Raw genomic sequence first — 26664 nt, 5'->3', positions numbered from 1 at the left:
ACAAAAACGAAGCGGTCGCGCTTGAGCCAGTCATCGAGGACGTCGAACCATCCCCGCTGCGGCGCGCGCCCTACAGCAATCGTCATGAGAGCGGCTTCATGAAGCGTTACACGGGCACTGTACGGGTAACGCGCGGCTGGCGGCGAGCCCTGGGGCAATTTCCAGCGCGACCAAGGAGCGAATGAGTAGATGTACTCAGGCCAACAGCAGCCGGTGCGCCGGTTCGCCAGAGTGGGGCCTGCTTGAAACCCTGCTCCTGTGTTTGTAATTGAGCTCTCGTTGAAGCTGAGCCCGATGCCCGTCGCGGTCCAGCGCAAGGAGCAAAGCGCCGCGCAGGATCTCTACAACCAGATCAAACAGGCCATGGAGTCCGGCCAGCCCCGCCTGCTGGAGCTGACCTGCGAAAAAGAAGAGAGCAAGCGCATCAGCCTGCTGACCAGTGAGGTCGTGGCCGTTCAGACCTACGAAAAATCCAGCCTCGGTGGCGGCAGCAAGCGCCCTGGCTTCAGCTTCGATGGCTGAGGCCGCCGGAGGGCAGCCCGCTCTCCTGGCCGATCGCCTGGGTTTCACCTGGCCGACCGGCCATCGCGCCCTCAACCACTGCAGCTTCTCCATTCCTCGCCCCGGCCTCTGGATGCTCGTGGGCGGCAATGGCTGCGGCAAAAGCACGCTGCTGCGCTTGATCGCCGGCCTACTGGAGCCAAGCGAGGGCCAACTGCAGCGCCCCCTCAAGCCGGCCTTGGTGTTCCAAAACCCCGATCACCAGCTGCTACTGCCCAGCTGCGGCAGCGACATCGAGCTCTCGCTCCCCAGCCATCTGCCGAGCAGCGAACGGCTGGAGCGCGTCACCCATGCCCTCCAGCAGGTGGGCCTTGGCGGCTTTCGCCAACGCCCCATCCACAGCCTCAGTGGCGGTCAAAAGCAACGCCTGGCGATCGCCGGAGCGCTGGCGAGCGATGCCCAGCTGCTGCTGCTCGACGAGCCCACCGCCCTACTCGATGAGACCAGCCAACAGGAAGTCATCAACCTGATCCATCAGCTCTGCCACCGCGCCGAGCAACCCATCACCGCCCTCTGGATCACCCACCGACTGGAGGAACTGAACTGGTGCGACGGTGCCGCGCTGATGGAACGGGGCAGCATCGGCCCCTGGCAAGCCGGCACAACCCTCCAGAACCAGCTCAAGCCCCTTGCGACGAGGAAGGGCTGAAAGGTATGTTCTTCGGGTCCCGACAGGGATCATTCCTCGGTAGCTCAGCGGTAGAGCGGTCGACTGTTAATCGATTGGTCGCAGGTTCGAATCCCGCCCGGGGAGTTTCTCAAAGCCCCAGCCCCATGGCTGGGGCTTTTTGCTGGCCATTGATCTCAAGCCAGCAATCGCTTCACAACAAACCACCCGGAATCGCAACCCGGAAGACGAAAGAAAAGCTGAAGATTCAGGCCCGAGCGGTCCGAGGCGATTCGCCCAGATCGATCTCCAGCACTGAAGCCAGCTGGCCGAGAGGCCAAAGCCAAGGCGAAGCAATGTTGTGCAGAAGCACAAAAAGCCGCGGAGAATACCGACGGTGAACTTCGGCCCTTCACTGCAACCGCGACCCCGTTTACCGAGGAGCCAGTCATGAAGCCCTGCATCCTGCTGATCGAAGACGACGGCGACATGCGCGAGCTTGTGGCCGGACACCTGGAGCACAGCGGCTTCGACGTGCAGCGGGCTGAGGACGGCATCAAAGGCCAAGCACTGGCCCTGCAGTACACCCCCGATCTGGTCCTGCTGGATCTGATGCTGCCCAAGGTCGACGGGCTGACCCTCTGCCAGCGACTCCGGCGCGATGAGCGCACCTCCCGCATCCCGGTGCTGATGCTCACCGCCCTAGGGAGCACCAAAGACAAGGTCAGCGGCTTCAACTCCGGTGCAGACGACTACCTCGCGAAGCCGTTTGACCTCGAAGAGCTCCTGGTGCGGATCAAAGCGCTCCTGCGCCGCTCCGATCGCGCGCCGCTCTCGACCAAGCACAACGAAATCCTCAACTACGGCTGCCTGACACTCGTCCCCGAGCGCTTTGAGGCGATCTGGTTTGACGAGCCCGTGCGGCTGACACACCTGGAGTTCGAACTGCTCCACTGCCTGCTGCAGCGCCATGGCCAGACCGTGGCCCCCTCACTGATTCTCAAAGAGGTCTGGGGCTACGAGCCCGACGACGACATCGAAACGATCCGCGTCCACGTGCGTCACCTGCGCACCAAGCTCGAGCCCGATCCCCGCAAACCTCGCTTCATCAAGACCGTCTACGGCGCGGGCTACTGCCTAGAGCTCCCCAGCGGAGACCATCAAGAGGAGCTGGCCCAACTGGTGCAGCAGGCCCGCGACAACCGGCGCACCGCCGCTTAAAGCGACAGCAACGCCACCTCCCAGGCCAAGCGCGGTTGCACGTAACTGCGCAGCTGCCCCCTCAGCTGCTCCAGGCGCTTCAGGGGGACTGAATCCTGGCGTTGACGCCAAAGACGCAGCTGCCACCAGTTCAACAACCAGAGCTGCTGCTCCACATCCAGCGCCTCACACAGGTCCCGGGCCAAGGAAAGGGCCACCAAAGGCGTCTGCGCTGCATCGCCGCCTGAAAAAGCGCTGCAACGCTCGGCCAATCCCTCCGGCAAGGCCTGCCATTGGGCCCGTTGCTCCAGCAGGGCACCGGGGGAGCCGGCCGCCAGTTCCAGCAGCTCCGGCGGGTCACCGGCCTGGGCCATTCCCCCGTGGCCATGGCGCTGCAGCACCGCCTCCAGCAATTGGGGTTCAAGCCGCGCGAAGGAGATCGACTGGCAGCGGGAGCGAATCGTGCTGAGCAGCCGATCCGGAGAGGCCGTCAGCAGGATCAACATCCCGTCGCCGGGCTCCTCCAGGGTCTTCAGCAGGGCATTGGCCGCGCCCTCGGCCATCGCCTCCACGGTCTCCATCACCACCAGGCAGCGGGGGGACTCCACCGGCCGGCGGGCCAAAAACTGCGACACGGCCCGGACCTGCTCCAGGCGCAACTGGGGGGGCGCCTTGCGGCTCACGCCGGCGGCCTCCGCCTGGGATGCCCGCACCAGCTGACCCTTGTCGGAGTAGGTGGGCTCCACCCACAGCAAATCGGGATGGTTGCCGTCCTGGAGCCGACGCCTCACCGAGGGGGAGCCATCCAGCCCAGCAATCACTCCCTCCAGGAAGCGCAATGCCGCCAGACGACGACCCACTCCGTCGGGACCGCAAAAGAGATAGGCCGGAGCCAGGCGTTGGTGCTGCAGTCCCGCAGTCAGTAGGGCCACCGCCTGGGGCTGCCCCAGCAGATCCTCAAACAGCTCAGCCATCGCTGGCGCAGGCGGCGTGGATGGCGGCCTGCAGGTCTGCACTGACCGCCTCAGGCGATTGGCTGGCCTCAATGCGGCACCAGCCGTATTGCTGGGCCAAGGCCGTGAAACCAGCACAGACGCGGGCCAGGAAGGCCTCGCCGCTGGCTTCGATGCGATCGGCCGGGCGATGGCCTCGGCGGCGCAGGGACTCCGCCAAGGGGATCTCCAGAAGGACCGTGAGATCGGGTTCCAGCCCGGCGGTCGCGATTCCAGCCAGCTGCTCAATCAACGCCAAGGAGAGGCCGCGGCCGTAGCCCTGATAGGCCGCCGTCGACCCCACAAAGCGATCGCTCAGCACCCAGTGGCCGGCCTCCAGGGCCGGAGCGATGCGCTGCTGAACGTGCTGAGCGCGATCGGCCGCGTACAGGAGCAACTCCGCCGTGGACTCCGGGGCGGCGTCCCCAGGCGGATGCAGCAGCAGTTGGCGCAGGGCCTGGCCCAAGGCCGTGCCACCTGGCTCTCGGGTCACCAGCAACTGCGCCCCCTCGGGCATCAAGCCGCTGCTGGGCAACCACTGCTTCAGGACCTCGATCTGGGTGGTCTTGCCACAGCCGTCGATGCCCTCCAGGACCACAAAACGACCCCGCCTAGTCATGGCGCCCCAACAACAGTGCGTTCACGACAACAGTGATTGAGCTCATCGCCATCAACAGAGCTGCCAGCGGGGGTGACAGCACGACGCCAAAGCCTGGCAGGAGCACCCCGGCGGCGATGGGCAACACCACCAGGTTGTAGCCAAAGGCCCAAATCAGGTTCTGCCGCACCTTGGCCATGGTCTGACGCGCGAGCCGTAGCGCCATCGGGATGGCCTCCAGGCGTTCGCCGAGCACCACCAAATCAGCGGTATCGATGGCGATCTGGGTTCCCGTTCCAACGGCAATGCCCAGGTCCGCCGCGGCCAAGGCCGGTGCGTCGTTGATGCCATCGCCCACCATCCCCACCGGTCCGCTCGAGGCCGAACGTGCCTGATCGATCCGTTCCAACTTCTGCTGCGGCAGCAGTTCCCAGGCCAACTCCTCTGGCGGCAAGCCCAACTGGCTGGCCAGGTGCCGGACAGGCGCCTGGCGGTCGCCGCTCAACAGCCCCAACTGCAGTCCCATGGAGCGCAGCTGGGCCAGGGCCTCTGGAGCATCCCCACGCGGCTGATCATCAATGGCGATCAGGCCCAGCAACTGGCTGGTGGCAACAGCCACAACCGTCGCGCCCTGCTCTTCCTGCGCGCTCCACCACAGCCGATGCTCCTCGGCCATCGCCACTCCCTCCTGGAGCAACCAGGCCGGTCGTCCCACCCGAGCCCGGCCATGGCCCGTGAGCTGGGCTTGCACGCCATCGCCAGCCAGGGTGCTGGCTTCGCTCACCTCGAGCAGCGCGAGCTCCAGCTGCTGCGCCCGCTGCAGCAGGGCATGGGCCAGAGGGTGACGGGTCTGCGCCTCCAGGCTGGCCGCCAGCTGAATCAGGGTCGATTCGCTGACGCCAGAGTCAGCCAGCGTCACAGCCCGCACCGTGGGGCGACCGACCGTCAGGGTCCCCGTCTTGTCAAAAAAGAGCGTGCCCAGACGGGAGGCCGCCTCGATCACATCGCCACCGCGAAACAGCACCCCGGAACGCGCGGCCCGGCCACTCCCCACGGTGATCGCCGTTGGCGTCGCCAGTCCCAAGGCGCAAGGGCAGGCCACCACCAAGACCGCGATGCTGAGCTGAAGTCCCAGGACAAACGGTGTTTCAGCCGCCAAGCCCAGGCTGCGGTGCCCGCCGTGCTGGTGGAGTGCCGGTGCAGCGCTCAAGACCTGCGGCCAGAGCTGGGCGCCAATCAACCACCAGAACAGGAACGTGCCCAGGGCCAACAGCATCACCACGACGCTGAAGCGCCCCGCCACCCGATCGGTGAGGGCTTGAATCGGTGCCTTGCGGGCCTGGGCACTTTCCACCAAAGCAATGATTCGCGCCACGGCGCTCTCGCGGCCGGGGCGCAGCACCTCAAGCTCCAGGGTCGCCTGCAGATTCAAGGAACCCGCCGCGAGCTCCTGACCGACACCCGCCAGCAACGGCAGGGGTTCACCGGTCAGGCTGGAGACATCCAAGCTCGACTGGCCCTCGAGCACGCGGCTGTCCACCGGGACTCGATCCCCCGGCAGCAGCCGCAGGCGATCCCCCGGGCGCAGGGCGCCGACGCGCACCGGCTCGAGCCGCACTTGAGCGCCACTTCCCAAGACCAGCAGCGCCTGATCCGGTTGCAAACGAGCCAACTCCTGCAGCGCCCGTCCGGTGCGAAAGCGTGCCCGCTCCTCGAGGAAACGCCCCATCAAAACGAAGCCCAGCAGCATCACCGGCTCGTTGAAAAAGCACTGCCAGCCAACCGCCGGCCAGAGCAAGGCCACCAGGCTCGCGAGGTAGGCACTGCCCATCCCCAGGCCCACCAGGGTGTCCATTCCCGGGGCACCGGCCCAGGCGGAACGCCAACCCTGAACCAAGATCGGGCGCCCCGGCAGCAGCAGAGCCGCGGTCGCCACCAACGCATGCAGGCGAATATCCGCCAGGGGCGCAAGGGGCAGCTGACCGGCTTCCGCCAGGTGCCCGGAGACCGAGAACACGAGCAGCAGAAGCGCCACCATCAGCTGGCGCCAGCGCTGCCACCAACTGAACTGTTGCTGCCGCTGCGCCAGGCTCAAGGGCCGGTCCTCGTCATCGAGGCTCCGCAACGCGGCGGAGTAGCCCATCGCCGCCAGGGCCTCAATTAAGCGCTGGGCTGGTTCCTGGACGTCGGGGTCCAGTCCCACCCAGGCCGTTCGGTTGAGCAAATTCACGCTGGCCTGCCGCACTCCGGGTTGGGCCAGCAAGCGCTGTTCCACCGCGCGGACACAACCGCCGCACTTCATGCCCTCCACATCCAGCAAGAGCGGCGCCACCGGCTGGGCTGCTGGCTCGAGCTCTGGAGACACGAAGACACAGAGAGGAGCCCCAGGCTAGGGAGTTCTCACGGTTCTCCCCTGATCCACAGGGCACAAGTCAGGATGGGGCGACGAAGCTCAGGTGCAAGCCGTGCCCCGCTCCCAGCGCAACGACAACTTCATCGACAAGAGCTTCACGGTGATGGCGGACCTAATCCTCAAGGTGCTGCCCACCAACCAACGGGCCAAAGAAGCGTTTGCGTACTACCGCGATGGCATGAGCGCCCAGGCGGACGGTGAATACGCCGAAGCACTCGACAACTACGCCGAAGCGCTCAAGCTTGAGGAAGACCCCAACGACAAGGCGTTCATCCTCTACAACATGGCCCTGGTGTTTGCCAGCAATGGCGAGCACGAAAAGGCTCTCGAGCACTACGGCCAGGCCCTGGATCTCAACGGCAAGATGCCCCAGGCGCTCAACAACATGGCGGTGATTCACCACCACCTGGGCTCCATCGCCGAAGAGCAGGGCGAAAGGGACGAAGCCGATCGCCGCTTTGATCTGGCGGCGGACTTCTGGGGCAAGGCCATCCGCCTGGCGCCCAACAACTACATCGAAGCCCAGAACTGGCTCAAGACCAGCGGCCGCGGCAGCGTTGACGTCTACTTCTGAGTTGGCGTTGGGCAATTAAGCCCTGTCATCGGCGGGGTTCACCCCCAGGGCCGCCACCAGGGCTTCAGCGACGCTCCCCGCCTCGTGCAGCTGCAGGTCCAAGCCGGCCGCCAGCCGGCCCAAGCCGGAGCCCTTGGGGACCACGGCCCGGTTAAAGCCCAAGCGAGCCGCCTCCTGCAGGCGCTGCTCCAGCTGCCCCACGGGACGCAACTGGCCGCCCAGACCCAACTCACCCACCAGAACCGTGCCCGGAGGCAGGGTCAAATCGCGGTAGCTCGCCACCACAGCGGCCGCCACGCCCAGGTCAGCCGCGGGCTCCTCCACGTCCAAGCCACCGGCCACGGCCAAGTAGCAGTCGAAGCGGGAGAGGGGCAGCCCCAGGTGCTTCTCCAGGACCGCCAGGATCTGGTGGAGGCGGTTGGTGCCGATTCCTGTGGCGGTGCGGCGGGGGCTGGCGTAACTGGTGGTGCTGACCAGTGACTGCAGTTCCACCACCAGTGGCCGGGTGCCCTCGCAGGCCACGATCGTCGCCGTTCCGGCGCTGGGTTCATCGCTGCCCAAAAACAGCTCGCTGGGGTTGAGCACCTGGGCCAGGCCCTGGCCGCGCATCTCGAACACCCCCAATTCATGGGTTGCGCCAAAGCGGTTTTTCACGGCCCGCAACAAGCGATGGCTGGCGAAACGATCCCCCTCAAAGGTCAGGACCGCATCCACCAGGTGCTCCAGCACCTTCGGCCCCGCCAACATGCCCTCTTTGGTGACATGGCCCACCAGCAACAGCGCCGTGTTCTGACGCTTGGCGATCCGCGCTAGGGCGGCGGCACATTCCCGCACCTGGGCCACGGAGCCAGGGGCACTGCCCAGTTCACCGTCATGCAGGGCCTGGATGCTGTCAATCACAGCCACGGCCGGCCGCAGCGCCTCCAGCTCCTGCAGCACCAACTCCAGGTCTGTCTCCGCCAACAGCTGCAGCCCACCAGGCCCCTCCTGCGGGGGCGGGAGCTTCCCTTGCTCCTCCGCCAGCCGGCGCCAGCGCAACTTCACCTGCTGGGCCGACTCCTCCGCACTCACATAGAGAACGGAATGGCGGGCCGCCATCGCCTGGGCGCTCTGCAGCAGCAGCGTGCTCTTGCCGATGCCGGGGTCACCGCCCAACAGCACCAGGGAACCCGGCACCAACCCGCCACCGAGAACGCGGTCAAACTCGCTGTAGCCACTGGCCAGGCGCTGCAAGGGACGATCGCCAACGGCCGCGATGGGCTCGGAGCGGCGCGGCGCGGCGGGGATTGGAGCATCGGCCTCGCTGGCCACCACCGGCCGGCGGCGACGGTTGTCGCTGGCGGGGGCGGACTGCTCCACCAGGCTGTTCCAGCTGCCGCAACTGGAGCAGCGGCCAAAAAACTGCCGGGTCTGGGCTCCGCAGCTCTGGCAGACGTAGGTGCTGGTGGTGCGTGCCACAGGGCTGAATCGGGCAGAGGGATGAAGACGGTGTATGACGAATGTGGGGTTTCGTCGATCACGAACCCCGCCGGACCTCTTCAGTAGGTCTAATCACTTAGTAATGGCCACCCAGACTGGCGCAATGACGGCCTCCTCCGCTCCAGCCAAGGAAACGATTCTGGTCGTGGATGACGAGGCGAGCATCCGCCGCATCCTGGAAACACGCCTCTCGATGATTGGCTACCAGGTGGTCACCGCCTGCGACGGCCAAGAGGCACTGGAGGCCTTCCGCAACACCAACCCGGACCTGGTGGTGCTGGACGTGATGATGCCCAAGCTGGACGGCTACGGCGTCTGCCAGGAACTGCGCAAGGAATCCGACGTTCCCATCGTGATGTTGACGGCCCTCGGGGACGTGGCCGACCGCATCACCGGCCTCGAGCTCGGTGCCGACGACTACGTCGTCAAACCCTTCAGCCCCAAGGAGCTCGAAGCCCGCATCCGCTGCGTGCTTCGCCGAATCGACAAGGAGGGCGCTGCCGGGATCCCGAATTCAGGCGTCATCCAAATCAACGAAATCCGGATCGACACCAACAAGCGCCAGGTGTTCCGCGGCGATGAGCGCATTCGCCTGACCGGCATGGAATTCAGCCTGCTCGAGCTGCTGGTGGGCCGCAGCGGCGAACCCTTCAGCCGCGGCGAAATCCTCAAGGAGGTCTGGGGCTATACCCCCGAGCGCCATGTCGATACCCGGGTGGTGGATGTTCATATCTCCCGGCTGCGCTCCAAACTGGAAGACGATCCGGCTAACCCCGAGCTGATCCTCACGGCTCGCGGCACCGGCTATCTGTTCCAACGCATCGTTGAAGCCGTTGCCCCAGAATCCAACTGACGCGACGGGCCAAGGCGCCTCAAACCGCCGAAACCGCCCGAAAGCCATACGGCGGCTGGTAATTTGGTATCGCCGCAATGCGGCCGTCACCAGCTTGGTGGGTTCAGCCTCCGCGGCCGGCACGGCAGCGGGCTCGATGGCGGGCTCCGTCGTCACCACGGCGGGAACGGCGGCTGGAGCGGCCGGTGCAGCCGCCAATACGGTGCTGCAGCCCCTGGTCTTTGACCCCCTCCGGCGCCTGCAGCAAGGCGTGGGTGGTGTGGATGGCGAAGCCATCAACGATGCCGATCGGCTCTGGGTAGCCGTCGATGGCATGGGCGGCGACTACGCCCCCGGTCCGATTCTCGAAGGCTGCCTGCGGGCCGTCCGCCTGCTGCCGGTGCGAGTGAAGTTCGTGGCTGAAACCGCCGCTGTGGAGGCGGCCGTTGCCGAACTCGAGCTGGGCGAGGAACTGAGCGAAGCGCAACAAAAGGGCCTGCTTGAACTGGTGCCCAGTGGCCCTTCGGTGGGCATGAACGAAGAGGCCACGGTGGTGCGCAAGAAGCGTGACGCCAGCATCAACATGGCCATGGATCTGGTGAAAGCCGGAGAGGCCACGGCCGTCTACTCCGCCGGCAACTCCGGGGCGGTGATGGCCTCAGCCATCTTCCGGCTGGGACGGCTCAAGGGCATCGATCGCCCGGCCATTGGCGCCCTCTTCCCCACCAAAGATCCCGCTCAGCAGGTGCTGGTGCTCGATGTCGGCGCCAACATGGACGCCAAGCCCAGCTACCTGCACCAGTGGGCTCTCCTGGGGAACATCTACAGCCGCGATGTCCTGCAGGTCCAAGAGCCCCGCATCGGCCTGCTGAACATCGGCGAGGAGGAGTGCAAGGGCAACGACCAGGCCCTCAAGACCTATCCCCTGATGGCGGCTGAAACCCGCTTCCGCTTTGCCGGCAACTGCGAGGGCCGCGACGTCCTCTCCGGTGACTTTGATGTGGTCGTCTGCGACGGCTTCACCGGCAACGTGCTGTTGAAGTTCCTGGAAAGCGTGGGCAGTGTCCTGTTGGATGTGCTCAAGGCCGAACTCCCCCGCGGCCGGCGCGGCAAGGTCGGCTCCGCCTTCTTGATGAGCAACCTGCGGCGGATCAAGAAACGCCTCGACCATGCCGAACACGGCGGCGCACTGCTCCTCGGGGTCAATGGGGTCTGCGTCATCGGCCACGGCAGCAGCAAAGCGCTCTCGGTGGTCAGCGCCCTGCGCATCGCCCATTCCGCTGCAAACCACGGCGTGATGGACGACCTGCACCGCCTCAGCGAAGCCGAAAACGAAACCATTGCCTGTGGTTGACTGACCCCCACCGTCTCGGGCCAGGCCATATGACCAGCGCTGCCAAAGCCGGGACCCCCTGGGGCATGGCCCTGGTGGGGTGCGGCAGTGCTGTGCCAGTGAACCGGGTTAGCAACGAACAACTCAGCACCCGAGTCGACACCAGCGACGAGTGGATTCGCACCCGCACGGGCATCGGCGCACGGCGCATCTGCAATGCCGATGAACCCCTGACCGTCATTGCGACGCGCGCAGCTGAGGCCGCCCTGGAGCATGCCGGTTGGCAACCGGAGGATCTGGACCTGATCCTGATGGCCACCTCCAGCCCCGACGATCTCTTTGGCACAGCCCCCCGGGTTCAAGGGGCCCTCGGCGCCAAAAACGCGGTGGCCTTTGACCTCACCGCCGCCTGCAGTGGCTTCCTCTTTGCCCTGATCACGGCCGGTCAATACCTGCGCAGCGGTGCCATGCGCCGGGCCCTGGTGATCGGCGCCGATCAGCTCAGCCGCTGGGTGGACTGGGACGACCGCACCACCTGCGTGCTCTTCGGTGATGCCGCCGCTGCCGTGGCCGTCGAAGCCTGCCCCGCCGACCAGGACGGCCTGCTGGGCTTCCAGATGCGCTCCGATGGCAGTCGCAATGGCTGCCTGACCCTCGCGCAGACCGACAGCCATCACCCGGTCCTCGACGGGGTCAGTGCCCAGCAGGGTGGCTTTGAGCCCCTGCGAATGAACGGCCAAGAGGTCTACAAGTTCGCCGTGCGCGAAGTCCCCGCTGTCCTGAAGGAGCTACTGGAGGACACCGGAACCGAAGCGGAGCAACTCAATTGGCTGCTGCTGCACCAGGCCAACCAGCGCATCCTCGATGCGGTGGCCGATCGCTTCAAGATTCCCCACGAGCGGGTGCTCAGCAACCTGAGCAACTACGGCAACACCTCTGCCGCCACCATTCCTCTGATGCTCGACGAGGCCGTCAAGGATGGCCGCGTTCAACCCGGTGACCTGATCGCCAGCAGTGGCTTTGGCGCTGGACTGAGCTGGGGCGGAGCCCTGTTGCGCTGGAAGGGCCCCGCGTAGGCTCCCCCGGTCACTTCAATGCGCGGCCATGGGTAACGCCTGGGTTTTCCCTGGACAGGGCTCTCAGAAGGTGGGCATGGCCGCGGGGGTCCTGGAACTCCCAGGAGCCAAGGAGCGTTTTGAGGCCGCATCCACCCTGCTGGACCGCGACCTGCTGGCGATCTGCAACGGCGAAGCCGAGGGCGAGCTCAGCGATCTAGGCGACACCCGCAACACCCAGCCCGCCCTGTTTGTGGTGGAAAGCCTGCTGGTGGATGGCCTGAAGGCCCAGGGCCGCAGCGCCAACCTGGTGGCTGGCCACAGCCTCGGCGAACTGGTGGCCCTCTATGCGGCCGGCGTGTTCGATGCCGCGACGGGTATCCAGCTGATGAAGACCCGCAGTGAGCTGATGGCCGCCGCCGGTGGCGGCGCGATGACCGCCGTCATGGGCTTTGACCGCGGCGAACTCGAAGCCCTGGTCAATGCCACCGAAGGCGTGGTGATTGCCAACGACAACAGCAGTGCCCAGGTGGTCCTCTCGGGCAGCCCTGAGGCCGTCAACAGCGTCAGCAGCCAGCTGAAGTGCAAGCGGGCGATCCCCCTCGCGGTCAGTGGCGCCTTCCACTCCCCCTTCATGGAGCAGGCCGCCTCGGCTTTCGCCGCCACCCTGGAGGAGGTCAGCTTCGCCGATGCCTCGATCCCGGTCCTGAGCAACACCGACCCCACCCCTGAGACCAGCGGTGCGGCGCTCAAAGCTCGCCTGCGTAGCCAGATGACTACAGGGGTGCGCTGGCGCGAAACGATGGAGGCCATGACCGCCGCCGGCATCAGCACCGCCGTTGAAATCGGACCGGGGAACGTCCTCAGCGGCCTGATCAAACGCAGCACCGAAGGCATCACCAACGCGCAGATCGCCACCGCCGCCGACCTGGGGCTGTGAATCGCCCCGTCAAGGCGGTCAAACGCGTCCTCCGCCGCCGCAAACCCGCCGAACCACCGGCCCTGATCCGCACCCCGCGGCCGAGCCTCACCTACCGCCTGGTGAGCTATCTGCTGGTTTTCCCGATCTACCGGCTGCTCTTCCGCGGGCGCACCGCCGGCAACGCCCATGTGCCGATGGAAGGCGCCCTGGTGGTGGTGGCCAACCACGGCTCGCACCTCGATCCACCCCTGCTCGGACATGCCCTGGGGCGACCCGTGGCCTTCATGGCCAAGGCGGAACTGTTCAAGATTCCACTGCTGGGACCGATCATCCGCGCCTGCGGGGCCTATCCGGTCTCCCGCGGCGCCAGCGACCGCGAAGCCATCCGCACCGCCACCGATCGCCTCGATCAGGGCTGGGCCACCGGCGTTTTTATTGATGGCACCCGCCAGGCCGACGGCCGGGTGAACAACCCCCAGCCCGGTGCGGCCCTACTGGCCGCCCGCGCCGGCGTCCCCCTGCTACCCGTCGCGATCATCAACAGTCACCGCGCCCTGGGCACCGGCTCACGCACGGCGCGCCTGCTACCGGTCCACATCCGCATTGGCACGCCGATCCCGCCGCCGGCCAGCCGCAAACGGGCGGATCTCGATCAAGCGACAGCCGCCTGCCAGGCCCAGATCAATGCCCTGCTGGATCAAGGCCTGATCAGCGACCCCGCACTTCCTCCAGCAGCGGACCAAAACGCTCTGCCGCCCAGTCCCTAAGGTCCCGGCCACTGACCACCCAGAGGGCCGCCCGCAGCCCATCACCCCAGACCTTGCGCCAGTCCTCGGGGACACAGCGCTCACCGCAGGGCACGGCCAACGGCGTCAGCCCGATCCCGCGGCTCCCTGCCACAACGCGTCCCACCATCAGGGCCCGGTCCATGTGATCACTGCTGGTCACCAGGACCACATGGCGGATCTTGGAGCGCTTGAGGTCATCCACCACAGAGGTGAAGTTGCTCAGGGTGTCGGTGGCCCGGTAATCCAGCAGGACTCGCGTGTCATCGAGGCCGCGACCGCGGAATAACCAGTGGGCGTATTCCGGGTTGCTGCCGCCGCTGACCATCACCGGCAGGCCATCGCGCTTGGCGACCTCGGCCCCAACCCGCTCCCGCTCCACATCGCCGCCGAGCACCAGCACCAACTGCGGTGGGGGCAGCGCCGGGAAGACCAGTCCTCGGCTACTCCAAGCGACCGCGCACAAGACCGCCAGCAGCAGCAGGCGCCGAGCCCGGCCGCGGCGACGGGGACGACGGCGCCTTCTGCGGGGCCGGGATTCGGTCTGACGCTGGGCCTGGGTCATCCGCCCTCCACCGGGCTGGTGGGATAGAGCGGCAGCACCGTGCTCCAAGGCCCCGGCAATGCCGCTGCATGGGCCAGACGCCCCAGGGTCAGCAGCTGCAGCACATCCGCCTGCGCCTCAACCTGGGCCTCGACACCGCCCGGCCCGGCCTCATCGGGCTTAAACAGACGCGGTTCCACGCATTCCTCGATCCCCCCCAGGGCTGAGGCATCTAAGCGGTAGGCCCCCGCCACAATCCCCCGGCGCGGCAGGGTTTGCTGCAACCAGAACTGGGGCTGATCCGGCTTCAAGGCCCCGGCCGCCGCCAGGCGACGTGCGATCAGCAAAAAGCTGCTGAAACCGTGCAGGGGAATCTGCAGCTGCTGGGCCAAGGTGCGCGCCAGGACCACGGTGAGGCGTGTTCCGGTAAAGCCTCCAGGGCCAGTGGCGACCACGATCCGAGCCAACTGAGGCCAACGCTCCGCGGGCAGTAGCTCCTCCACGCAGGGGAACAACGCATTGGAGAGCTGACGCCCCAAGGGGAAGCTGGAGCACTGGGGAGGCGCGCCCTCCTGCTGGAGATCGCAGAGACCAACCCCCAGGGTTTCGCTTGAGCTGTGCAACGCCAGCAGCAAGGAGGGTTCGCTCATGTGGGCAGCAACTCCCCAGGACAGAGCCGCTGCCAGCGGCCCCGCTCGAGCTCAAAACTGCCGCAGGCGCGCACGTCCCACTCAACGCCCACGTCCGTGGAGCCCAGCTCCCTGACCTGAACGTGAATCTTGGGTTCGCTGGGAACGAACTGCGGCGCTGCGCAGAGATGGGCAGCGCCGTGCTGACGCTCCACTGCGTGGTAGGCCTGGCACTGGTCGACCCAGCGGCAGTCCACGCAGATGCACATCTCCAGCGTCAGCGCAGATGGGCTCATTGTGCCCGGCTCTGGCGGTTCTGCAGCGGCAGTGGCCTGGAGTGTCCTGCGCGCTGAGGACTGGCCGGTCCCCCTCTCGGCCTTTCCCTCCGATACCGCCTTGGTGGGGGGAGCGGTCCGCGATGCCCTGTTGAACCGCCTGGGTCCGGCCCCCGACCTCGACCTGGTGGTGGCGGACGGCGCCATCGCCCTCTGCAAGACGCTCAGCAAGCGCTTTGGCGGCAGTCCTGTGGTGCTGGACGCCGAGCGTGACATCGGCCGGCTGGTGATCCGCGGCTGGAGCGTGGATCTGGCGCGCCGCGAAGGCCAGAGCCTCGCTGACGACCTGCAGCGCCGGGACTACAGCGTCAATGCCATGGCCCTGCCGCTGGCCCATCGGGACCAGTTGGTGGACCCCCATGGGGGCCTGGAGCATCTGCAGCGCCGTCAGCTGGTGGCCCTGGCGGAACGCAACCTGCTGGATGACCCCCTGCGCCTGCTGCGGGGGGTCCGCCTAGCGAGCGAGCTGGAGTTTGAGCTGAATGACACCACCGCGGGTTGGATTCAGCGGCACAGGGAGAGCCTCAGCAGCGTGGCCGGGGAGCGCATCCTGGCGGAACTGGAGAAGCTCTGCCAAAGCCCCCAGGGGCAGCAGGGACTGCAGCGCTGCCTGGATTGGGGGCTGCTGGCCCCCTGCCCTGCCCTGGCTCCCCTGACGCCGCTCACGGCCGAGCAGGCCTCAAGCAGGGGCCTCAGCGAGCACGAGTGCCAGGAGGCCTTGCCGTTGGCTCGCATGGCCGCGGTTCTGGATGGCCCAGGCCTGCAGCAGCTCAAGAGCAGCCGCAAGCTGCAACAGCGGGTGCAGCGCCTGCGCCATTGGCAGCAGCGGCTGGGGGCCAAAAACCCCGCCGAACACGCCGAGGTCCTCGAGGAAGCGGAGCGACTGCAACTCCACCGCGACCTCAGCAGCGATCTGCCAGCCCTGCTGCTGCACTGGCCCGCCCCAGAGGCCAAGGCCTGGCTGCGGCGCTGGCGAGACCCTGAGGACCGGCTTTTTCATCCAAGAGCGGCCATCAATGGTGATCAACTGCAGCAGGAATTAGGCCTGAAAGCCTCCCCCCAACTGGGATCACTACTACAGTTCTTGATGATGGAGCAGGCCTTTGGCCGCCTTGATGGCACAGCGGAAGCCCTCGAACGTGCGCGCCAATGGCTGGAGAGGGACACCCGCCGTGATTAACTTCACAGTGAAAGGCGTTATCAACGACCTGAATTCAGCCAGTTAGGGCACAGCATTACGCCGTAGGTCGCCGATTGAACTCCGCTGTCGGGTTCGGTGCAGCCGCTTCGTGATTCACCCCCGACCAGCCAGAACCAAAACCTTTGTCTTTTCTCTCTCGTCCCATGAGCGTTCGTCTTTACGTTGGCAACCTGCCCCAGAGCTTCGATAACAAGGAGCTCGAGGCTCTGTTCTCCAGCGTTGGTGAAGGCGTCCGCTTCAAGGCTGTTCAGGACCGTGAAACCGGCGCTGGCCGCGGTTTCGGTTTCGCCAACGTCAACGACGAGAAGGTCGCTGACGCGGTGATCGAGCAGCTCAATGGCCGTGAGTTCGGCGGTAATTCCCTGCGCATCGAGCGCTCCGAGCGCCGCGACGACCGCCGTGGTGGCAACGATCGCCGTCCCGGTGGCGGCGCTGGCCCCGCCGTGGCCCGCAAGGCCGTCAACAAGGTTGTCCACCGCGACAACGTAGAAGAGGGTGCTCCCGACCCCCGCTGGGCTGGCGAACTGGCCAAGCTCAAGGGTCTGCTGGACAACCAAAAGGCTGCGGTCTGATTGAGATGGATGAGCTGATCTGGAGCTGGAAAGGCCATCAGATCAGCTACACCCGAATCCCCCCCCAGAACGGCTCAACCGCCTGCGGTCGAGCCGTTCTTTGTGTGCATGGGTTTGGCGCCTCCAAGGGGCATTGGCGGCACAACCTCAGCGCCCTCGCCGCAGACAGCCCCGTCTATGCGATTGATCTCCTGGGGTTTGGCGGCAGCAGCAAACCCGTCTCGCGCCTGGAGAACGAGCCCGACACCGCCGGCAGCGTGCGCTACGGCTTCGATCTGTGGGCCCAGCAACTGGTGGATTTCTCGAGGGAGGTCATCGCTGCCGAGGGACCGGTCAGCCTGCAGCTGATCGGCAACTCCATCGGTGGTGTCGTCTGCCTCAATGCCGCCCGGATGCTCTCGGAGGGCGGTCAGCCCCCGTCCCAGGTGGTGCTGATCGACTGCGCCGAGCGAGAGCTCGACCTGAAACGTCTACCGGAACAACCCATCGGCGCTCAACTCTCCAGACCGCTGGTGATGGCGCTGGTGCGGCAGCGCTGGATCGTCAGCAACCTCTTCCGCTTCTTCGCTCGGGCCGGTGCGGTGCGCGCGGTGCTGAAACAGGCTTATCCGAGCGGCGGCAACGTCGACGACGAGCTGGTCCAACTGCTGCTGAAACCCAGCCAGGAGCCGGGAGCAACGGAGAGCTTCAGAGGCTTCGTCAATCTCTTCGATGACTGGCTCGCACCGCAGCTGCTCGAGCGACTCAACGTGCCGGTGCGGATGCTCTGGGGCGAGGCAGACCCCTGGGAGCCGTTAGAGGAAGCCCGGCGCTGGAAGCAGACGTTCGCCTGTGTGCAGGACCTCGAGGTCCTACCCGGACTCGGGCACTGCCCCCACGATGAAGCTCCCGAGCGGGTCAATCCAATCTTGTGCCGTTGGCTCAAGTTGGGCTGGGAAGACGCTCAGCGCGCCTGAGCAATTACAAACGATTTGGGCAGGTCTAGAAACTTGCCTGTGCGGGGCACATAGGCGCGGTGGTTGAAGACGTCGTAATCGAGCTCTTCAATGACATCCAAGATGCCGCGGTAGAGGCGCAAGGAAGCCCAGACCGGCCAACGGGCATCCGGAGCAAGCCAACGCACTCCGGCTTCTGAGCGGGCGAACCACTCACGGGCACGGTCCACCTGGAAGCGCATCAGCTCACGCCAACTGTCGTTGAGGGTTCCAGCCATCAACTCCTCCTCGCTGTAGCCAAAGCGCTGCAGATCCTCTTGAGGCAGGTAGATCCGACCGCGGCCCCGATCTTCTCCCACATCCCGAAGAATGTTCGTCAGCTGGTTGGCGATGCCCAAGGCAACGGCCGCATCACTGGTGTCCGGGGGATCACTCCAAGGGGCGGAGGTGTAAGCAGGATCAACGCCCATCACCTCCTGCGTCATCAGACCGACGGTGCCTGCAACGCGGTAGCAATAGAGCTTGAGGTCGTCGAACGTCGCGTAGCGCGTCGTCGTCAGATCCATTCGCATCCCCTCGATCATGTCCAGATAGGGCTGGAGGGGCTGGGGATAGCGCTCGAGGGTGTCCACCATGACGCGATCGAGGCCATCTTTGATTTCGCCCTTGAAGAACGCGCGGGTGCGCTCCTCCCAACGATCGAGGCGTTCTGCCAGCTCTGCGACCGGACGGGCCATGGCCTCAGGGCTGTCCATCAGCTCGTCGGTGCGCCGGCACCAGACGTAAATCGCCCAGATGGCCCGCCGCTTGGCCGGGGGCATCAGCAGGGTTCCCAGATAAAAGGTCTTGGCCCACTCCGCCGTTTCCTGGCGGCAGGCTTCAAAGGCTTCCTCGAGGGAAGGGATGGTGGAGAGATCAGCCGTTGCTGTCACTGCCGCCATCAAGCAGCCACTGCTGCTTTGGCCTGGCTGACCGCCTGGGCGCAGAGCTTGCCGCTCAGCACCGCACCTTCCATCGAAGCCAGGTAGCGCTGCATCGTGTAGTCACCGGCCAAGAAGAAGTTCGGAATCGGCGAGGTCTGATCCGGACGCAGTTTCTGGCAGCCGGGAACGGTCTTGTAGACCGACAGCGGGGTCTTGACCACGATCGACTTGCGCAGCTTGGCCTGGTCGTCGCCAGTGAAGTGCATCGGGAAGAGACGCTTCAGCTCCTCCATGGTGGCCGCCACAATCTCCTCATCACTGCGGCCGATCCAATCCTTGGCCGGAGCAAACACCAGCTCGAGCATCGAGCGGTTGGGATCCTCGTACTCCTTACAGGTGTTGCTCATGTCGGCATAGACACTCAACAGAGGGCTACGGCTGAAGAGCAGGTGGTCGATGTCCGTGAGCTTGCGGTCAAACCAGAGGTGGATGTTGATCACCGGGACGCCATTGAGGCCATCCAGCTTCTGGAAGTAGGGCATCTGCTTCCAAGGCTCCGGCAGGAGCAGCTTGAAGGGATCGACCGGCAGGGCACTGACATAGGCATCGGCCTCGAGGGTGAAGCCCTCCTTGCCCTTGATGCCACCGATGCGGAAGCCGCTGACGCTGCCATCGGCATTGAGTTCGATCTCCCGCAGGGGGGAATCGAGGTGCACCTCACCGCCCCGGGCCGTGACGTAATCGACGATCGGCTGACAGAGCCGCTGGGGAGGGTTGCCATCGAGGAAGGCCATCTTGGATCCGTCGCTTTCCTGCAGGAAGCGATTCAGAGCCGTCAGCACAACCGTGCTGGAGATCTCGTCGGGATCGATGAAGTTCAGCGCCTTCGCCATGGCTATGAAGACCTCATCGTTCACCCGCTCAGGGATGTTGTGAATCCGTAGCCACTCGGTCCAGGAGTACTGGTCGCACTGTTCGACGTACTGCTGCCCGCGCAACATCGCCGGCACCAAGCCCATGCCGAAGGAGATCTTCTCGGGCCAGGACAACATGTCGTTGTTGCCCAAGATGGCGGCCACGCCGTTGAGCGGAGCCGGGATATCAGGGAAATCGAAGCGGCTGTAGGTACCCGGGGTCTCCTTTTGGTTGAAGATCATCGAGTGGCTCTTCCACTGGAGCCGGTCCTCGATGTTCAGCTCCTTGAAGAGCTGACGCATATTCCGGTAGGCACCAAAGAAGATGTGCAGACCGGTCTCGTACCAATCACCCTCATCGTCCTGCCAGGCGGCCACCTTGCCGCCCAGGACATCACGGGCTTCCACCACCACAGGGGTGTGTCCGGCGTCGCAGAGGTACTTGGCGCAGGCCAACCCGGCCAAGCCAGCACCAGCAATGGCGACGCGCATGAAAAACAGGGAATCAGCACTCAACCTTAAAGGGCCCGTGCCCAGGGCTGAGTCCCTCCAGTCCCAAGCCGGCTTGACCAGACCCGCCAGGCGCTTCTTAAAGTCTTGACGCCGGCCTTCGGGTTCGCCGGTCAGCAGATTGCCTCGCCATGGCCGACACCCTGATCAAATCCACCACTCGCCACGTGCGCCTCTTCACGGCACGGGTGGAGAACGGTCAACTGGTCCCTGACGATCAGCAGCTCACCCTGGACCTGGATCCGGACAACGAATTTCTCTGGAACACGGCGGCTCAAGAGGTCGTGCAGCAGCGCTTCCAAGAACTCGTACAGGCCAACGCCGGCAACGATCTCAACGACTACAACCTGCGCCGGATCGGATCGGAGCTCGAGGGAACTATCCGCACCCTGCTCCAGGCCGGTCAGCTCAGCTACAACCCCGACTGCCGAGTCCTGAACTACTCGATGGGTCTTCCCCAAAGCCCCGAGCAGCCATGACCCGCTCCCGCTACGGCCGCAGCAGCTACAACGAGGGTTACGGCCGTGAGAGCTATGGGGACCCGCGCCGCGGTGGCGGCCGGCCCCGGGGACCTGGCTCAGGTGGTGGTGGCGCCCCTGGTGGTGGCGGGGGCTTTCAGTTCAACGTGGGCACGGTGGCCGTGCTCGGTGGTGTCCTGGTGGTCGGCATCGGCATCGGGACCGGCATCTCCAGTAACACCCAAGGGGACCAGGGCAACATCGCCAGCTCCCAGCAGCTGGACATGGCCGTCCCCGATCCGGAGTTCTGCCGGCAGTGGGGCGCCAGTGCCTTCGTGATGGACATCGAGCTGTACACGACCATGAACCCCAGCTCGAGCTTCGTCACTCAACCGGCACTGCGGCCGGGCTGCGTGATTCGACGGGAGAACTGGAGCGTCCTGCAGAAGGAAGGGGCCGTGACCGCTGAGCAGATGCGCCAGTGCAAACAGCGGATGAACACCTTCGCCTACATCGGCTCGGTGAAGGACCAGCCGATCGTGCGCTGCGTCTACCAGACGGACATCACGGAGAACAAATTCATCACCAAGGGCGTTGCCGATGACGCCGCCGGCATCACCCCTGAAGCCGACCAGTTCTGAGGCCTCCTAGGCCTCGACTGGTTCCGGCATGGGCCGGCGCAGGGGGCTATCGGGGCTGGCAAAGACCGGCAGGATTTCCTTGCGGAAGGCATCGGCGGCCCGCGAGCAGTAGCGCGCCGGGTGGGTGATCAACTTGAGCTGCCGGCGCACAGAGAGATCCGCCAGGGCAGGACGGTGCAGGTTGCCCGCCGCCAGTTCCCGCTCGATCGAAACCACCGGCAGGAACGCAGCACCCAGTCCGCTCTGCACGGCGTTCTTGATGGCCTCAAACGAGTTGAGCTCCATCTCAATCTTCAGGCGCGAGACGTCCAGGCCCGAGCGCGCCAGCAGTTGGTCCACCATCTTGCGCGTGGTCGACTGGGCATCCAGGGAGACAAAGCCCAACCTGTACAGGTCGTCCTTACTAAGCTCCGGCAGGCGGGCCAAGGGGTGCTTGGTGGGAAGCACCAGGGCCAGCTCATCGCTGGCATAGGGGATGACCTGCAGCAGTTCATTGAGCTCGCTGGGCAGCTCGCCGCCGATGATCGCCAGGTCGATCTGGCCGTTGGCCACGCTCCAGCCGGTGCGGCGGGTGCTGTGCACCTGCAACTGAACCGCCACCTCGGGGTATTTCTGGCGGAATAGGCCGATCATCCGCGGCATCAAATAGGTGCCGGTGGTCTGGCTCGCACCAACAATTAAGGAGCCGCCCTTGAGGTTGTGAAGGTCATCCAGGGCGCGACAGGCCTCTTGGCACTGACTCAGGATCCGGTCGCAATAGCTCAGCAGCAGGTGACCGGCCTCGGTCAACTGGGCCTTGCGTCCCCCCCGGTCAAACAGGGAGACATTGAGCTGCTTCTCCAGGTTTTGGATCTGCAGGGAGACCGCCGGCTGGGTGACGTAGAGGCTGTCGGCGGCCTTTTTAAAGCTGCCCTCGCTGGCGATCGCCCGCAGGATGCGCAGCTGATCAAGAGTGAACGGCAGATCAGCCATGGAGGGCGCTGCGGTTCAGCGGGGGATCAAAACTCTAGGTCGATCGAACAGCGGGTTCATGCGCTTGGCCAGAATCCGCTGGATCTGAAGCAACCCTGAGCCTTGAGCAGCACCAGCCACCTCCACCACAGCAGCCTGGTGATGCTGGCTCTACTCCTGGCCTTCGCCGTCATCCACAGCGGCGGAGCCTCTCTGCGGTACTGGGGGGCTGAGCGCATTGGCGAGCGGGCCTGGAGGTTGTTGTTTGCCGCTGTCAGCATTCCCTCTGCCGTGGTGGTGATCGGCTACTTCCTGGCCCACCGCTACGACGGGATCCGGCTCTGGAATCTCCAGGACCAGCCCTGGATCGTGCCCCTGGTTTGGGTCGGGACAGCCATCTCCTTTCTCTTCCTCTACCCAGCCACCTACAACCTGCTGGAGATCCCGGCTGTCCTCAAGCCCCAGGTGCGCATGTACGCCACCGGCATCATTCGCGTCAGCCGCCACCCCCAGGCCATTGGCCAGATCCTCTGGTGCTGCACCCATCTGCTCTGGATTGGCAGCAGCTTCATGGTCGCGACCTGCCTTGGCTTGATCGCCCACCATCTCTTTGCCGTTTGGAACGGTGATCGCCGTCTCAGCAACCGGTTTGGCGAAGCCTTTGAGGAGCTCAGGGCCAGCACCTCCATCGTTCCCTTCGCCGCGGTGCTGGATGGACGTCAACAGCTGGTGGCCTCTGAATTCCTCAGGCCCGCCCAACTGGGCATCGCCATCGCCGTTGGGGTCTTCTGGTGGGCCCACCGCTACATCGGGCTGGCCGCGACAGGCTTCAGTCGATTAGGGCTCGCGCACTGGCTGGGATAAGCGCCCGCGGGGCTGCCTACACTCGCCCTGATTCCCTGAGTGCCGGATGCCGTCGCCCGCCGAACTCGCCTGGCTCATCCCGGTGCTCCCGCTGATCGGGGCCGCGATCGTTGGCCTGGGGCTGATCAGCTTTAACCGCACGGTCAACCGCCTGCGCAAACCGGTTGCACTGCTGTTGATCAGCTGTGTCGGAGCCGCGGCGGTCTTGAGTTACGCCGTTCTCGCCCAGCAGCTGGCGGGCGCCGGGGCCACGGAGGTGCTCTTCGACTGGGCCAGCGCCGGGGCCTTCACCTTGGAGATGGGCTTCCGCGTCGACGCGCTCGGCGCCGTCATGCTCTCGCTGGTGACGACCATCGCCGTGCTGGTGATGATCTACTCCGATGGCTACATGGCCCACGACAAGGGCTATGTCCGCTTTTTCACCTACCTCGCCCTCTTCAGCAGCTCGATGTTGGGCCTGGTGATCAGCCCCAACCTGCTCCAGATCTATGTCTTCTGGGAGCTGGTGGGCATGTGCTCCTACCTGCTGGTGGGCTTCTGGTACGACCGCGATGGCGCCGCCAATGCCGCCCAGAAAGCCTTTGTGGTGAACCGCGTCGGTGACTTCGGCCTGCTGCTTGGCATCCTCGGCCTGTTCTGGGCAACCGGCAGCTTCGGCTTTGAAGAGATCGGGGTGCGCCTGCAAGAGGCCATCAGCTCCGGCAGCGTCTCCAACGGCATCGCGATCCTGCTGTGCCTGCTGGTCTTCATGGGTCCGATGGCCAAGTCGGCCCAGTTCCCGCTGCACGTTTGGCTGCCGGACGCAATGGAGGGCCCAACCCCAATCTCAGCCCTGATCCATGCCGCCACGATGGTGGCGGCGGGTGTCTTCCTGGTGGCGCGGCTGCAACCGGTCTACGTGCCCTTCCCTGAGGTGCAGGTCGTGGTGGCCGTGATCGGCACAATCACGCTCTTCCTGGGGGCCTCAATCGCCCTCACCCAGATGGATCTGAAGAAGGGTCTGGCCTACAGCACCGTCAGCCAACTGGGCTACATGATGCTGGCCATGGGTTGTGGCGCCCCGGTGGCGGGCATGTTCCACCTGGTGACCCACGCCTTCTTTAAGGCCATGCTCTTCCTGGGCTCTGGCTCAGTGATCCACGCCATGGAAGAGGTGGTCGGCCACGAGGCGGTCCTCGCCCAAGACATGCGTTTGATGGGCGGGCTGCGCAAGTACATGCCCGTCACCAGCAGCACCTTCTTTATTGGCTGCCTCGCCATCAGCGGTATCCCGCCCCTGGCTGGTTTCTGGAGCAAGGACGAAATCCTGGGCCAAGCCTTTGGCAGCTTCCCGATCCTCTGGGCCGCGGGCTTTGTCACCGCCGGGATGACCGCCTTTTACATGTTCCGGCTCTACTTCCTGACCTTTGAAGGGGAGTTCCGCGGCAACGACAAGGCGATGCAAGCCCAGCTGATGGCCGCTGCCGGCAAGGGAGCGGACGAGCACGGTGAGGAGCATGGTGAACACCATGCCCACGCCGATCATCCCCATGAATCCGGCTGGCAGATGGCCATGCCCTTGGCCGTCCTGGCGGTCCCCTCGGTCTTGGTGGGTCTCTTGGGTGTGCCCTGGAACAGCCGGTTCGGCACCCTCCTCGATCCCCAGGAAGCCGCCGAGGTGGCAGAACACTTCAGCTGGTCTGAATTCCTGCCCTTAGCCGGAGCCTCCGTAACGATCTCGGTGATCGGCATCAGCGTGGCCGGCCTGGCCTACGCCCTGCGCAAGCTGGACCTGGCGACTGCAGTGGCGGGTCGTTTCCCCAGCATCAATGCCTTCCTGGCGAACAAGTGGTACCTGGACGACATCAACGACAAGCTCTTCGTTCAGGGCAGCCGCAAACTGGCGCGCTCGGTGCTGGAGGTGGACTCCAAGGTGGTTGATGGGGTCGTGAACCTCACCGGCCTGGTCACCCTGGGGAGTGGAGAGGGCCTCAAATACTTCGAGACCGGCCGTGCGCAGTTCTATGCGCTGATCGTTTTCGGAGGGGTGATCGCCCTGGTGGTGCTCTTCGGAGCCCTGGGCTGAGGCCTTCGCACAACGCTCTGTGTGACATCGCCCACTCCCAGGGGCGCGTCACGGTGAGCATTTCTACACTCCGCCTAAAGCGATTCGCTTTCGGTGATCCTGGACTTCGTCTCAACCCTGGCCGTAGCGACGGAACAGGCGAGCAGCTCGGCATTCCCGTGGCTCAGCGCCTCGATCCTGTTCCCGATTGCAGCGGCCCTCTGCATTCCGTTTATCCCTGACAAGGGAGATGGCAAACAGGTCCGCTGGTTTGCCCTGGGCGTGGCCCTGATCACCTTTTTGATCACCGTTGGGGCGTATCTGACGGGGTACGACCCCAGCGACCCGAATCTGCAATTGGTGGAGCGGGTCAGCTGGCTCCCGCAAGTGGGGCTGTCCTGGTCGGTTGGAGCCGACGGGATCTCCATGCCGCTGATCCTGCTGACCAGCTTCATTACGGCCCTGGCCGTGCTGGCGGCCTGGCCCGTGAGCTTCAAGCCCCGGCTGTTCTATTTCCTGCTGCTGGCGATGGATGGCGGCCAGATCGCCGTCTTTGCTGTCCAGGACATGCTGCTGTTCTTCCTGGCCTGGGAGCTGGAGCTGCTGCCGGTCTATCTGCTCTTGGCGATCTGGGGCGGGAAAAAACGCCAGTACGCCGCCACCAAGTTCATCCTTTACACCGCTGGCAGTTCGCTGTTCATCCTCCTGGCGGGCCTGGCCATGGCCTTCTACGGCGGGACCACCAGCTTTGAGTACAGCGACTTGATGGCCAAGGGCTTCTCCTTGAAGTTCCAACTCCTGGCCTATGCGGGCCTACTGATCGCCTTTGGCGTCAAGCTTCCCATCGTTCCGCTGCATACCTGGCTCCCGGATGCCCACGGCGAAGCCACGGCCCCGGTCCACATGCTGCTGGCCGGGATTCTGCTGAAGATGGGCGGCTACGCCCTGCTGCGTTTCAACTGCCAGATCCTTCCGGATGGGCATGCGGTCTTCGCGCCACTGCTGGTCGTCCTGGGCGTGGTGAACATCATTTACGCCGCCCTGACCTCCTTCGCCCAACGCAACCTCAAACGCAAAATCGCCTACAGCTCGATCAGCCACATGGGCTTTGTGCTGATCGGCATCGGCAGTTTCAGTGCTCTGGGCTCCAGCGGGGCGATGCTGCAGATGATCAGCCACGGCCTGATCGGCGCCTCCCTGTTCTTCCTGGTGGGTGCCACCTACGACCGAACCCACACCCTCCAGCTCGACGAGATGGGTGGTGTGGGCCAGAAGATGCGCAAGATGTTTGCGCTCTGGACGGTCTGCTCCCTCGCTTCCTTGGCCCTGCCCGGGATGAGCGGCTTCGTCAGCGAGCTGATGGTCTTCGTCGGCTTTGCCACCGATGACGCCTACACCCTTCCCTTCCGGGTGGCCATCGATGGCCTGGCGGCCATCGGCGTGATCCTGACCCCGATCTACCTGCTCTCGATGTTGCGGGAGATCTTCTACGGCAAGGAAAAGGCCGAGCTCGTCGACCACACCAACCTGGTGGATGCCGAGCCGCGGGAGATCTACATCATCGGTTGCCTCCTGGTTCCGATCATCGGCATTGGCCTCTACCCACGCCTGATGACCGACAGCTACAAGGCCTCCATGGAACAGTTGGTGGCCCGAAACGAGAGTGCGATGAAGGCCCTGACCGCTCCCGCCGGAGCTGGCCTGATTCGCCAGGCCCCCCTGCAGGCACCAGCCCTGAGCTAGGGCCATTACGAAGCGCAGCCTCTCACCGGCTGCGCGTGCAAGATCTTCG

General features: G+C 65.1%; 28 protein-coding genes and 1 tRNA gene. 19 read left to right on the top strand and 10 right to left on the bottom strand.

Annotated features, from left to right (window positions below):
* The 5 genes from ACXIQ9_RS06245 to ACXIQ9_RS06225 all read left to right on the top strand — a co-directional run.
* Positions 1-185 (top strand): hypothetical protein (locus tag ACXIQ9_RS06245; RefSeq protein WP_459016098.1); only part of this gene is annotated, 185 nt, incomplete at its 5' end.
* Positions 186-294: 109 nt separating this feature from the next.
* On the top strand, positions 295-522 hold the full coding sequence (locus ACXIQ9_RS06240; protein ID WP_247476922.1) for a hypothetical protein: 228 nt from the start codon (positions 295-297) through the stop codon (positions 520-522).
* Positions 515-1210, top strand: a complete 696-nt coding sequence (locus tag ACXIQ9_RS06235; RefSeq protein WP_459016084.1) for an ABC transporter ATP-binding protein — start codon at positions 515-517, stop codon at positions 1208-1210. The genes ACXIQ9_RS06240 and ACXIQ9_RS06235 overlap by 8 nt, the downstream gene beginning before the upstream one ends.
* Positions 1211-1243: 33 nt before the next feature.
* A tRNA-Asn gene (locus ACXIQ9_RS06230) sits at positions 1244-1315 on the top strand.
* Positions 1316-1618: 303 nt separating this feature from the next.
* Positions 1619-2389, top strand: a complete 771-nt coding sequence (locus ACXIQ9_RS06225; protein WP_010313292.1) for a response regulator transcription factor — start codon at positions 1619-1621, stop codon at positions 2387-2389.
* Here ACXIQ9_RS06225 and ACXIQ9_RS06220 read toward each other — a convergent pair.
* The 3 genes from ACXIQ9_RS06220 to ACXIQ9_RS06210 are packed head-to-tail and all read right to left on the bottom strand — an operon-like array spanning position 2386 to position 6323.
* Complete coding sequence (locus tag ACXIQ9_RS06220) at positions 2386-3342, bottom strand: DNA polymerase III subunit delta' (protein ID WP_459016083.1); 957 nt, start codon at positions 3340-3342, stop codon at positions 2386-2388. The two genes, ACXIQ9_RS06225 and ACXIQ9_RS06220, sit on opposite strands and share 4 nt — an antisense overlap.
* Complete coding sequence (gene tmk / locus ACXIQ9_RS06215; RefSeq protein WP_459016082.1) at positions 3335-3979, bottom strand: dTMP kinase; 645 nt, start codon at positions 3977-3979, stop codon at positions 3335-3337. The genes ACXIQ9_RS06220 and tmk overlap by 8 nt, the downstream gene beginning before the upstream one ends.
* A complete protein-coding gene (locus tag ACXIQ9_RS06210; protein ID WP_459016081.1) occupies positions 3972-6323 on the bottom strand; it encodes a heavy metal translocating P-type ATPase in 2352 nt (783 codons plus the stop codon). Before ACXIQ9_RS06210 ends, tmk begins: the two co-directional genes overlap by 8 nt.
* A 100-nt stretch (positions 6324-6423) precedes the next feature.
* Between ACXIQ9_RS06210 and ACXIQ9_RS06205 the strand changes: the two genes are divergently transcribed.
* Entirely contained in the window at positions 6424-6945 is a 522-nt protein-coding gene (locus ACXIQ9_RS06205; RefSeq protein WP_010313302.1) for a photosystem I assembly protein Ycf3, read from the top strand.
* A gap of 15 nt (positions 6946-6960) precedes the next feature.
* On the opposite strand, the gene radA is transcribed toward ACXIQ9_RS06205, so the two are convergent.
* Positions 6961-8403 (bottom strand): DNA repair protein RadA, encoded by a 1443-nt coding sequence (radA, locus tag ACXIQ9_RS06200; RefSeq protein ID WP_459016080.1) that lies wholly within the window; start codon positions 8401-8403, stop codon positions 6961-6963.
* Positions 8404-8527: 124 nt separating this feature from the next.
* Here radA and rpaB point away from each other — a divergent pair, with 124 nt between their 5' ends.
* Genes rpaB through ACXIQ9_RS06175 form a run of 5 tightly spaced genes read left to right on the top strand, consistent with a single transcriptional unit; the run spans position 8528 to position 13333 of the window.
* The gene (gene rpaB, locus ACXIQ9_RS06195) at positions 8528-9277 is read left to right on the top strand and encodes a response regulator transcription factor RpaB (RefSeq protein WP_247476915.1); all 750 of its coding nucleotides are present in this window, start codon (positions 8528-8530) and stop codon (positions 9275-9277) included.
* The gene (plsX, locus tag ACXIQ9_RS06190) at positions 9258-10610 is read left to right on the top strand and encodes a phosphate acyltransferase PlsX (RefSeq protein ID WP_296416213.1); all 1353 of its coding nucleotides are present in this window, start codon (positions 9258-9260) and stop codon (positions 10608-10610) included. The genes rpaB and plsX overlap by 20 nt, the downstream gene beginning before the upstream one ends.
* Before the next feature lie 29 nt (positions 10611-10639).
* Positions 10640-11665, top strand: coding sequence for a beta-ketoacyl-ACP synthase III (locus ACXIQ9_RS06185; protein WP_247476912.1), 1026 nt, complete (start codon positions 10640-10642; stop codon positions 11663-11665).
* 28 nt (positions 11666-11693) lie between these two features.
* On the top strand, positions 11694-12584 hold the full coding sequence (fabD, locus tag ACXIQ9_RS06180) for an ACP S-malonyltransferase (RefSeq protein ID WP_459016079.1): 891 nt from the start codon (positions 11694-11696) through the stop codon (positions 12582-12584).
* A complete protein-coding gene (locus tag ACXIQ9_RS06175; RefSeq protein ID WP_010313314.1) occupies positions 12581-13333 on the top strand; it encodes a lysophospholipid acyltransferase family protein in 753 nt (250 codons plus the stop codon). Before fabD ends, ACXIQ9_RS06175 begins: the two co-directional genes overlap by 4 nt.
* Here ACXIQ9_RS06175 and ACXIQ9_RS06170 read toward each other — a convergent pair.
* The 3 genes from ACXIQ9_RS06170 to ACXIQ9_RS06160 are packed head-to-tail and all read right to left on the bottom strand — an operon-like array spanning position 13275 to position 14793.
* A complete protein-coding gene (locus ACXIQ9_RS06170; protein ID WP_459016078.1) occupies positions 13275-13916 on the bottom strand; it encodes a YdcF family protein in 642 nt (213 codons plus the stop codon). The two genes, ACXIQ9_RS06175 and ACXIQ9_RS06170, sit on opposite strands and share 59 nt — an antisense overlap.
* A complete protein-coding gene (gene tsaB, locus ACXIQ9_RS06165) occupies positions 13913-14545 on the bottom strand; it encodes a tRNA (adenosine(37)-N6)-threonylcarbamoyltransferase complex dimerization subunit type 1 TsaB (protein ID WP_459016077.1) in 633 nt (210 codons plus the stop codon). Before tsaB ends, ACXIQ9_RS06170 begins: the two co-directional genes overlap by 4 nt.
* A complete protein-coding gene (locus ACXIQ9_RS06160) occupies positions 14542-14793 on the bottom strand; it encodes a Ycf34 family protein (RefSeq protein ID WP_296416209.1) in 252 nt (83 codons plus the stop codon). The genes tsaB and ACXIQ9_RS06160 overlap by 4 nt, the downstream gene beginning before the upstream one ends.
* Before the next feature lie 28 nt (positions 14794-14821).
* On the opposite strand from ACXIQ9_RS06160, the gene ACXIQ9_RS06155 reads away from it, so the two are divergent.
* The 3 genes from ACXIQ9_RS06155 (at position 14822) to ACXIQ9_RS06145 (ending at position 17588) form a co-directional block, all read left to right on the top strand.
* Entirely contained in the window at positions 14822-16039 is a 1218-nt protein-coding gene (locus ACXIQ9_RS06155; protein WP_459016076.1) for a tRNA nucleotidyltransferase/poly(A) polymerase family protein, read from the top strand.
* A 164-nt stretch (positions 16040-16203) separates the two neighbouring features.
* Complete coding sequence (locus ACXIQ9_RS06150; RefSeq protein ID WP_459016075.1) at positions 16204-16632, top strand: RNA recognition motif domain-containing protein; 429 nt, start codon at positions 16204-16206, stop codon at positions 16630-16632.
* Positions 16633-16637: 5 nt separating this feature from the next.
* Positions 16638-17588, top strand: coding sequence for an alpha/beta fold hydrolase (locus ACXIQ9_RS06145; RefSeq protein ID WP_424163701.1), 951 nt, complete (start codon positions 16638-16640; stop codon positions 17586-17588).
* On the opposite strand, the gene ACXIQ9_RS06140 is transcribed toward ACXIQ9_RS06145, so the two are convergent.
* Positions 17576-18508, bottom strand: a complete 933-nt coding sequence (locus ACXIQ9_RS06140; RefSeq protein ID WP_459016074.1) for a phytoene synthase — start codon at positions 18506-18508, stop codon at positions 17576-17578. The two genes, ACXIQ9_RS06145 and ACXIQ9_RS06140, sit on opposite strands and share 13 nt — an antisense overlap.
* Positions 18508-19896, bottom strand: a complete 1389-nt coding sequence (gene pds / locus ACXIQ9_RS06135) for a 15-cis-phytoene desaturase (RefSeq protein WP_459016073.1) — start codon at positions 19894-19896, stop codon at positions 18508-18510. Before pds ends, ACXIQ9_RS06140 begins: the two co-directional genes overlap by 1 nt.
* A 149-nt stretch (positions 19897-20045) precedes the next feature.
* On the opposite strand from pds, the gene ndhM reads away from it, so the two are divergent.
* Together ndhM and ACXIQ9_RS06125 are read left to right on the top strand one after the other, a co-directional pair.
* The gene (ndhM, locus tag ACXIQ9_RS06130; protein ID WP_010313331.1) at positions 20046-20393 is read left to right on the top strand and encodes an NAD(P)H-quinone oxidoreductase subunit M; all 348 of its coding nucleotides are present in this window, start codon (positions 20046-20048) and stop codon (positions 20391-20393) included.
* Entirely contained in the window at positions 20390-21013 is a 624-nt protein-coding gene (locus ACXIQ9_RS06125; RefSeq protein ID WP_459016072.1) for a DUF3172 domain-containing protein, read from the top strand. Before ndhM ends, ACXIQ9_RS06125 begins: the two co-directional genes overlap by 4 nt.
* 6 nt (positions 21014-21019) lie before the next feature.
* Here the strand turns inward: ACXIQ9_RS06125 and ACXIQ9_RS06120 are convergent, their stop codons facing one another.
* Complete coding sequence (locus tag ACXIQ9_RS06120; RefSeq protein WP_010313335.1) at positions 21020-21985, bottom strand: LysR family transcriptional regulator; 966 nt, start codon at positions 21983-21985, stop codon at positions 21020-21022.
* Positions 21986-22126: 141 nt separating this feature from the next.
* On the opposite strand from ACXIQ9_RS06120, the gene ACXIQ9_RS06115 reads away from it, so the two are divergent.
* From ACXIQ9_RS06115 to ACXIQ9_RS06105, 3 genes are all read left to right on the top strand, one after another.
* Positions 22127-22828, top strand: coding sequence for an NnrU family protein (locus ACXIQ9_RS06115; protein ID WP_459016097.1), 702 nt, complete (start codon positions 22127-22129; stop codon positions 22826-22828).
* A 46-nt stretch (positions 22829-22874) separates the two neighbouring features.
* Positions 22875-24893: an NAD(P)H-quinone oxidoreductase subunit 5 gene (locus ACXIQ9_RS06110; protein ID WP_459016071.1), complete on the top strand. Its 2019-nt coding sequence runs from the start codon at positions 22875-22877 to the stop codon at positions 24891-24893.
* 117 nt (positions 24894-25010) lie between these two features.
* Positions 25011-26615, top strand: coding sequence for an NAD(P)H-quinone oxidoreductase subunit 4 (locus ACXIQ9_RS06105; RefSeq protein ID WP_296416216.1), 1605 nt, complete (start codon positions 25011-25013; stop codon positions 26613-26615).
* Positions 26616-26664 lie beyond the last annotated feature (49 nt).

The sequence above is a fragment of the Synechococcus sp. LTW-G genome (assembly GCF_054459035.1).
Note: the sequence above shows the minus strand (reverse complement) of the source record. Positions and strands in the feature narration are given on the sequence as shown.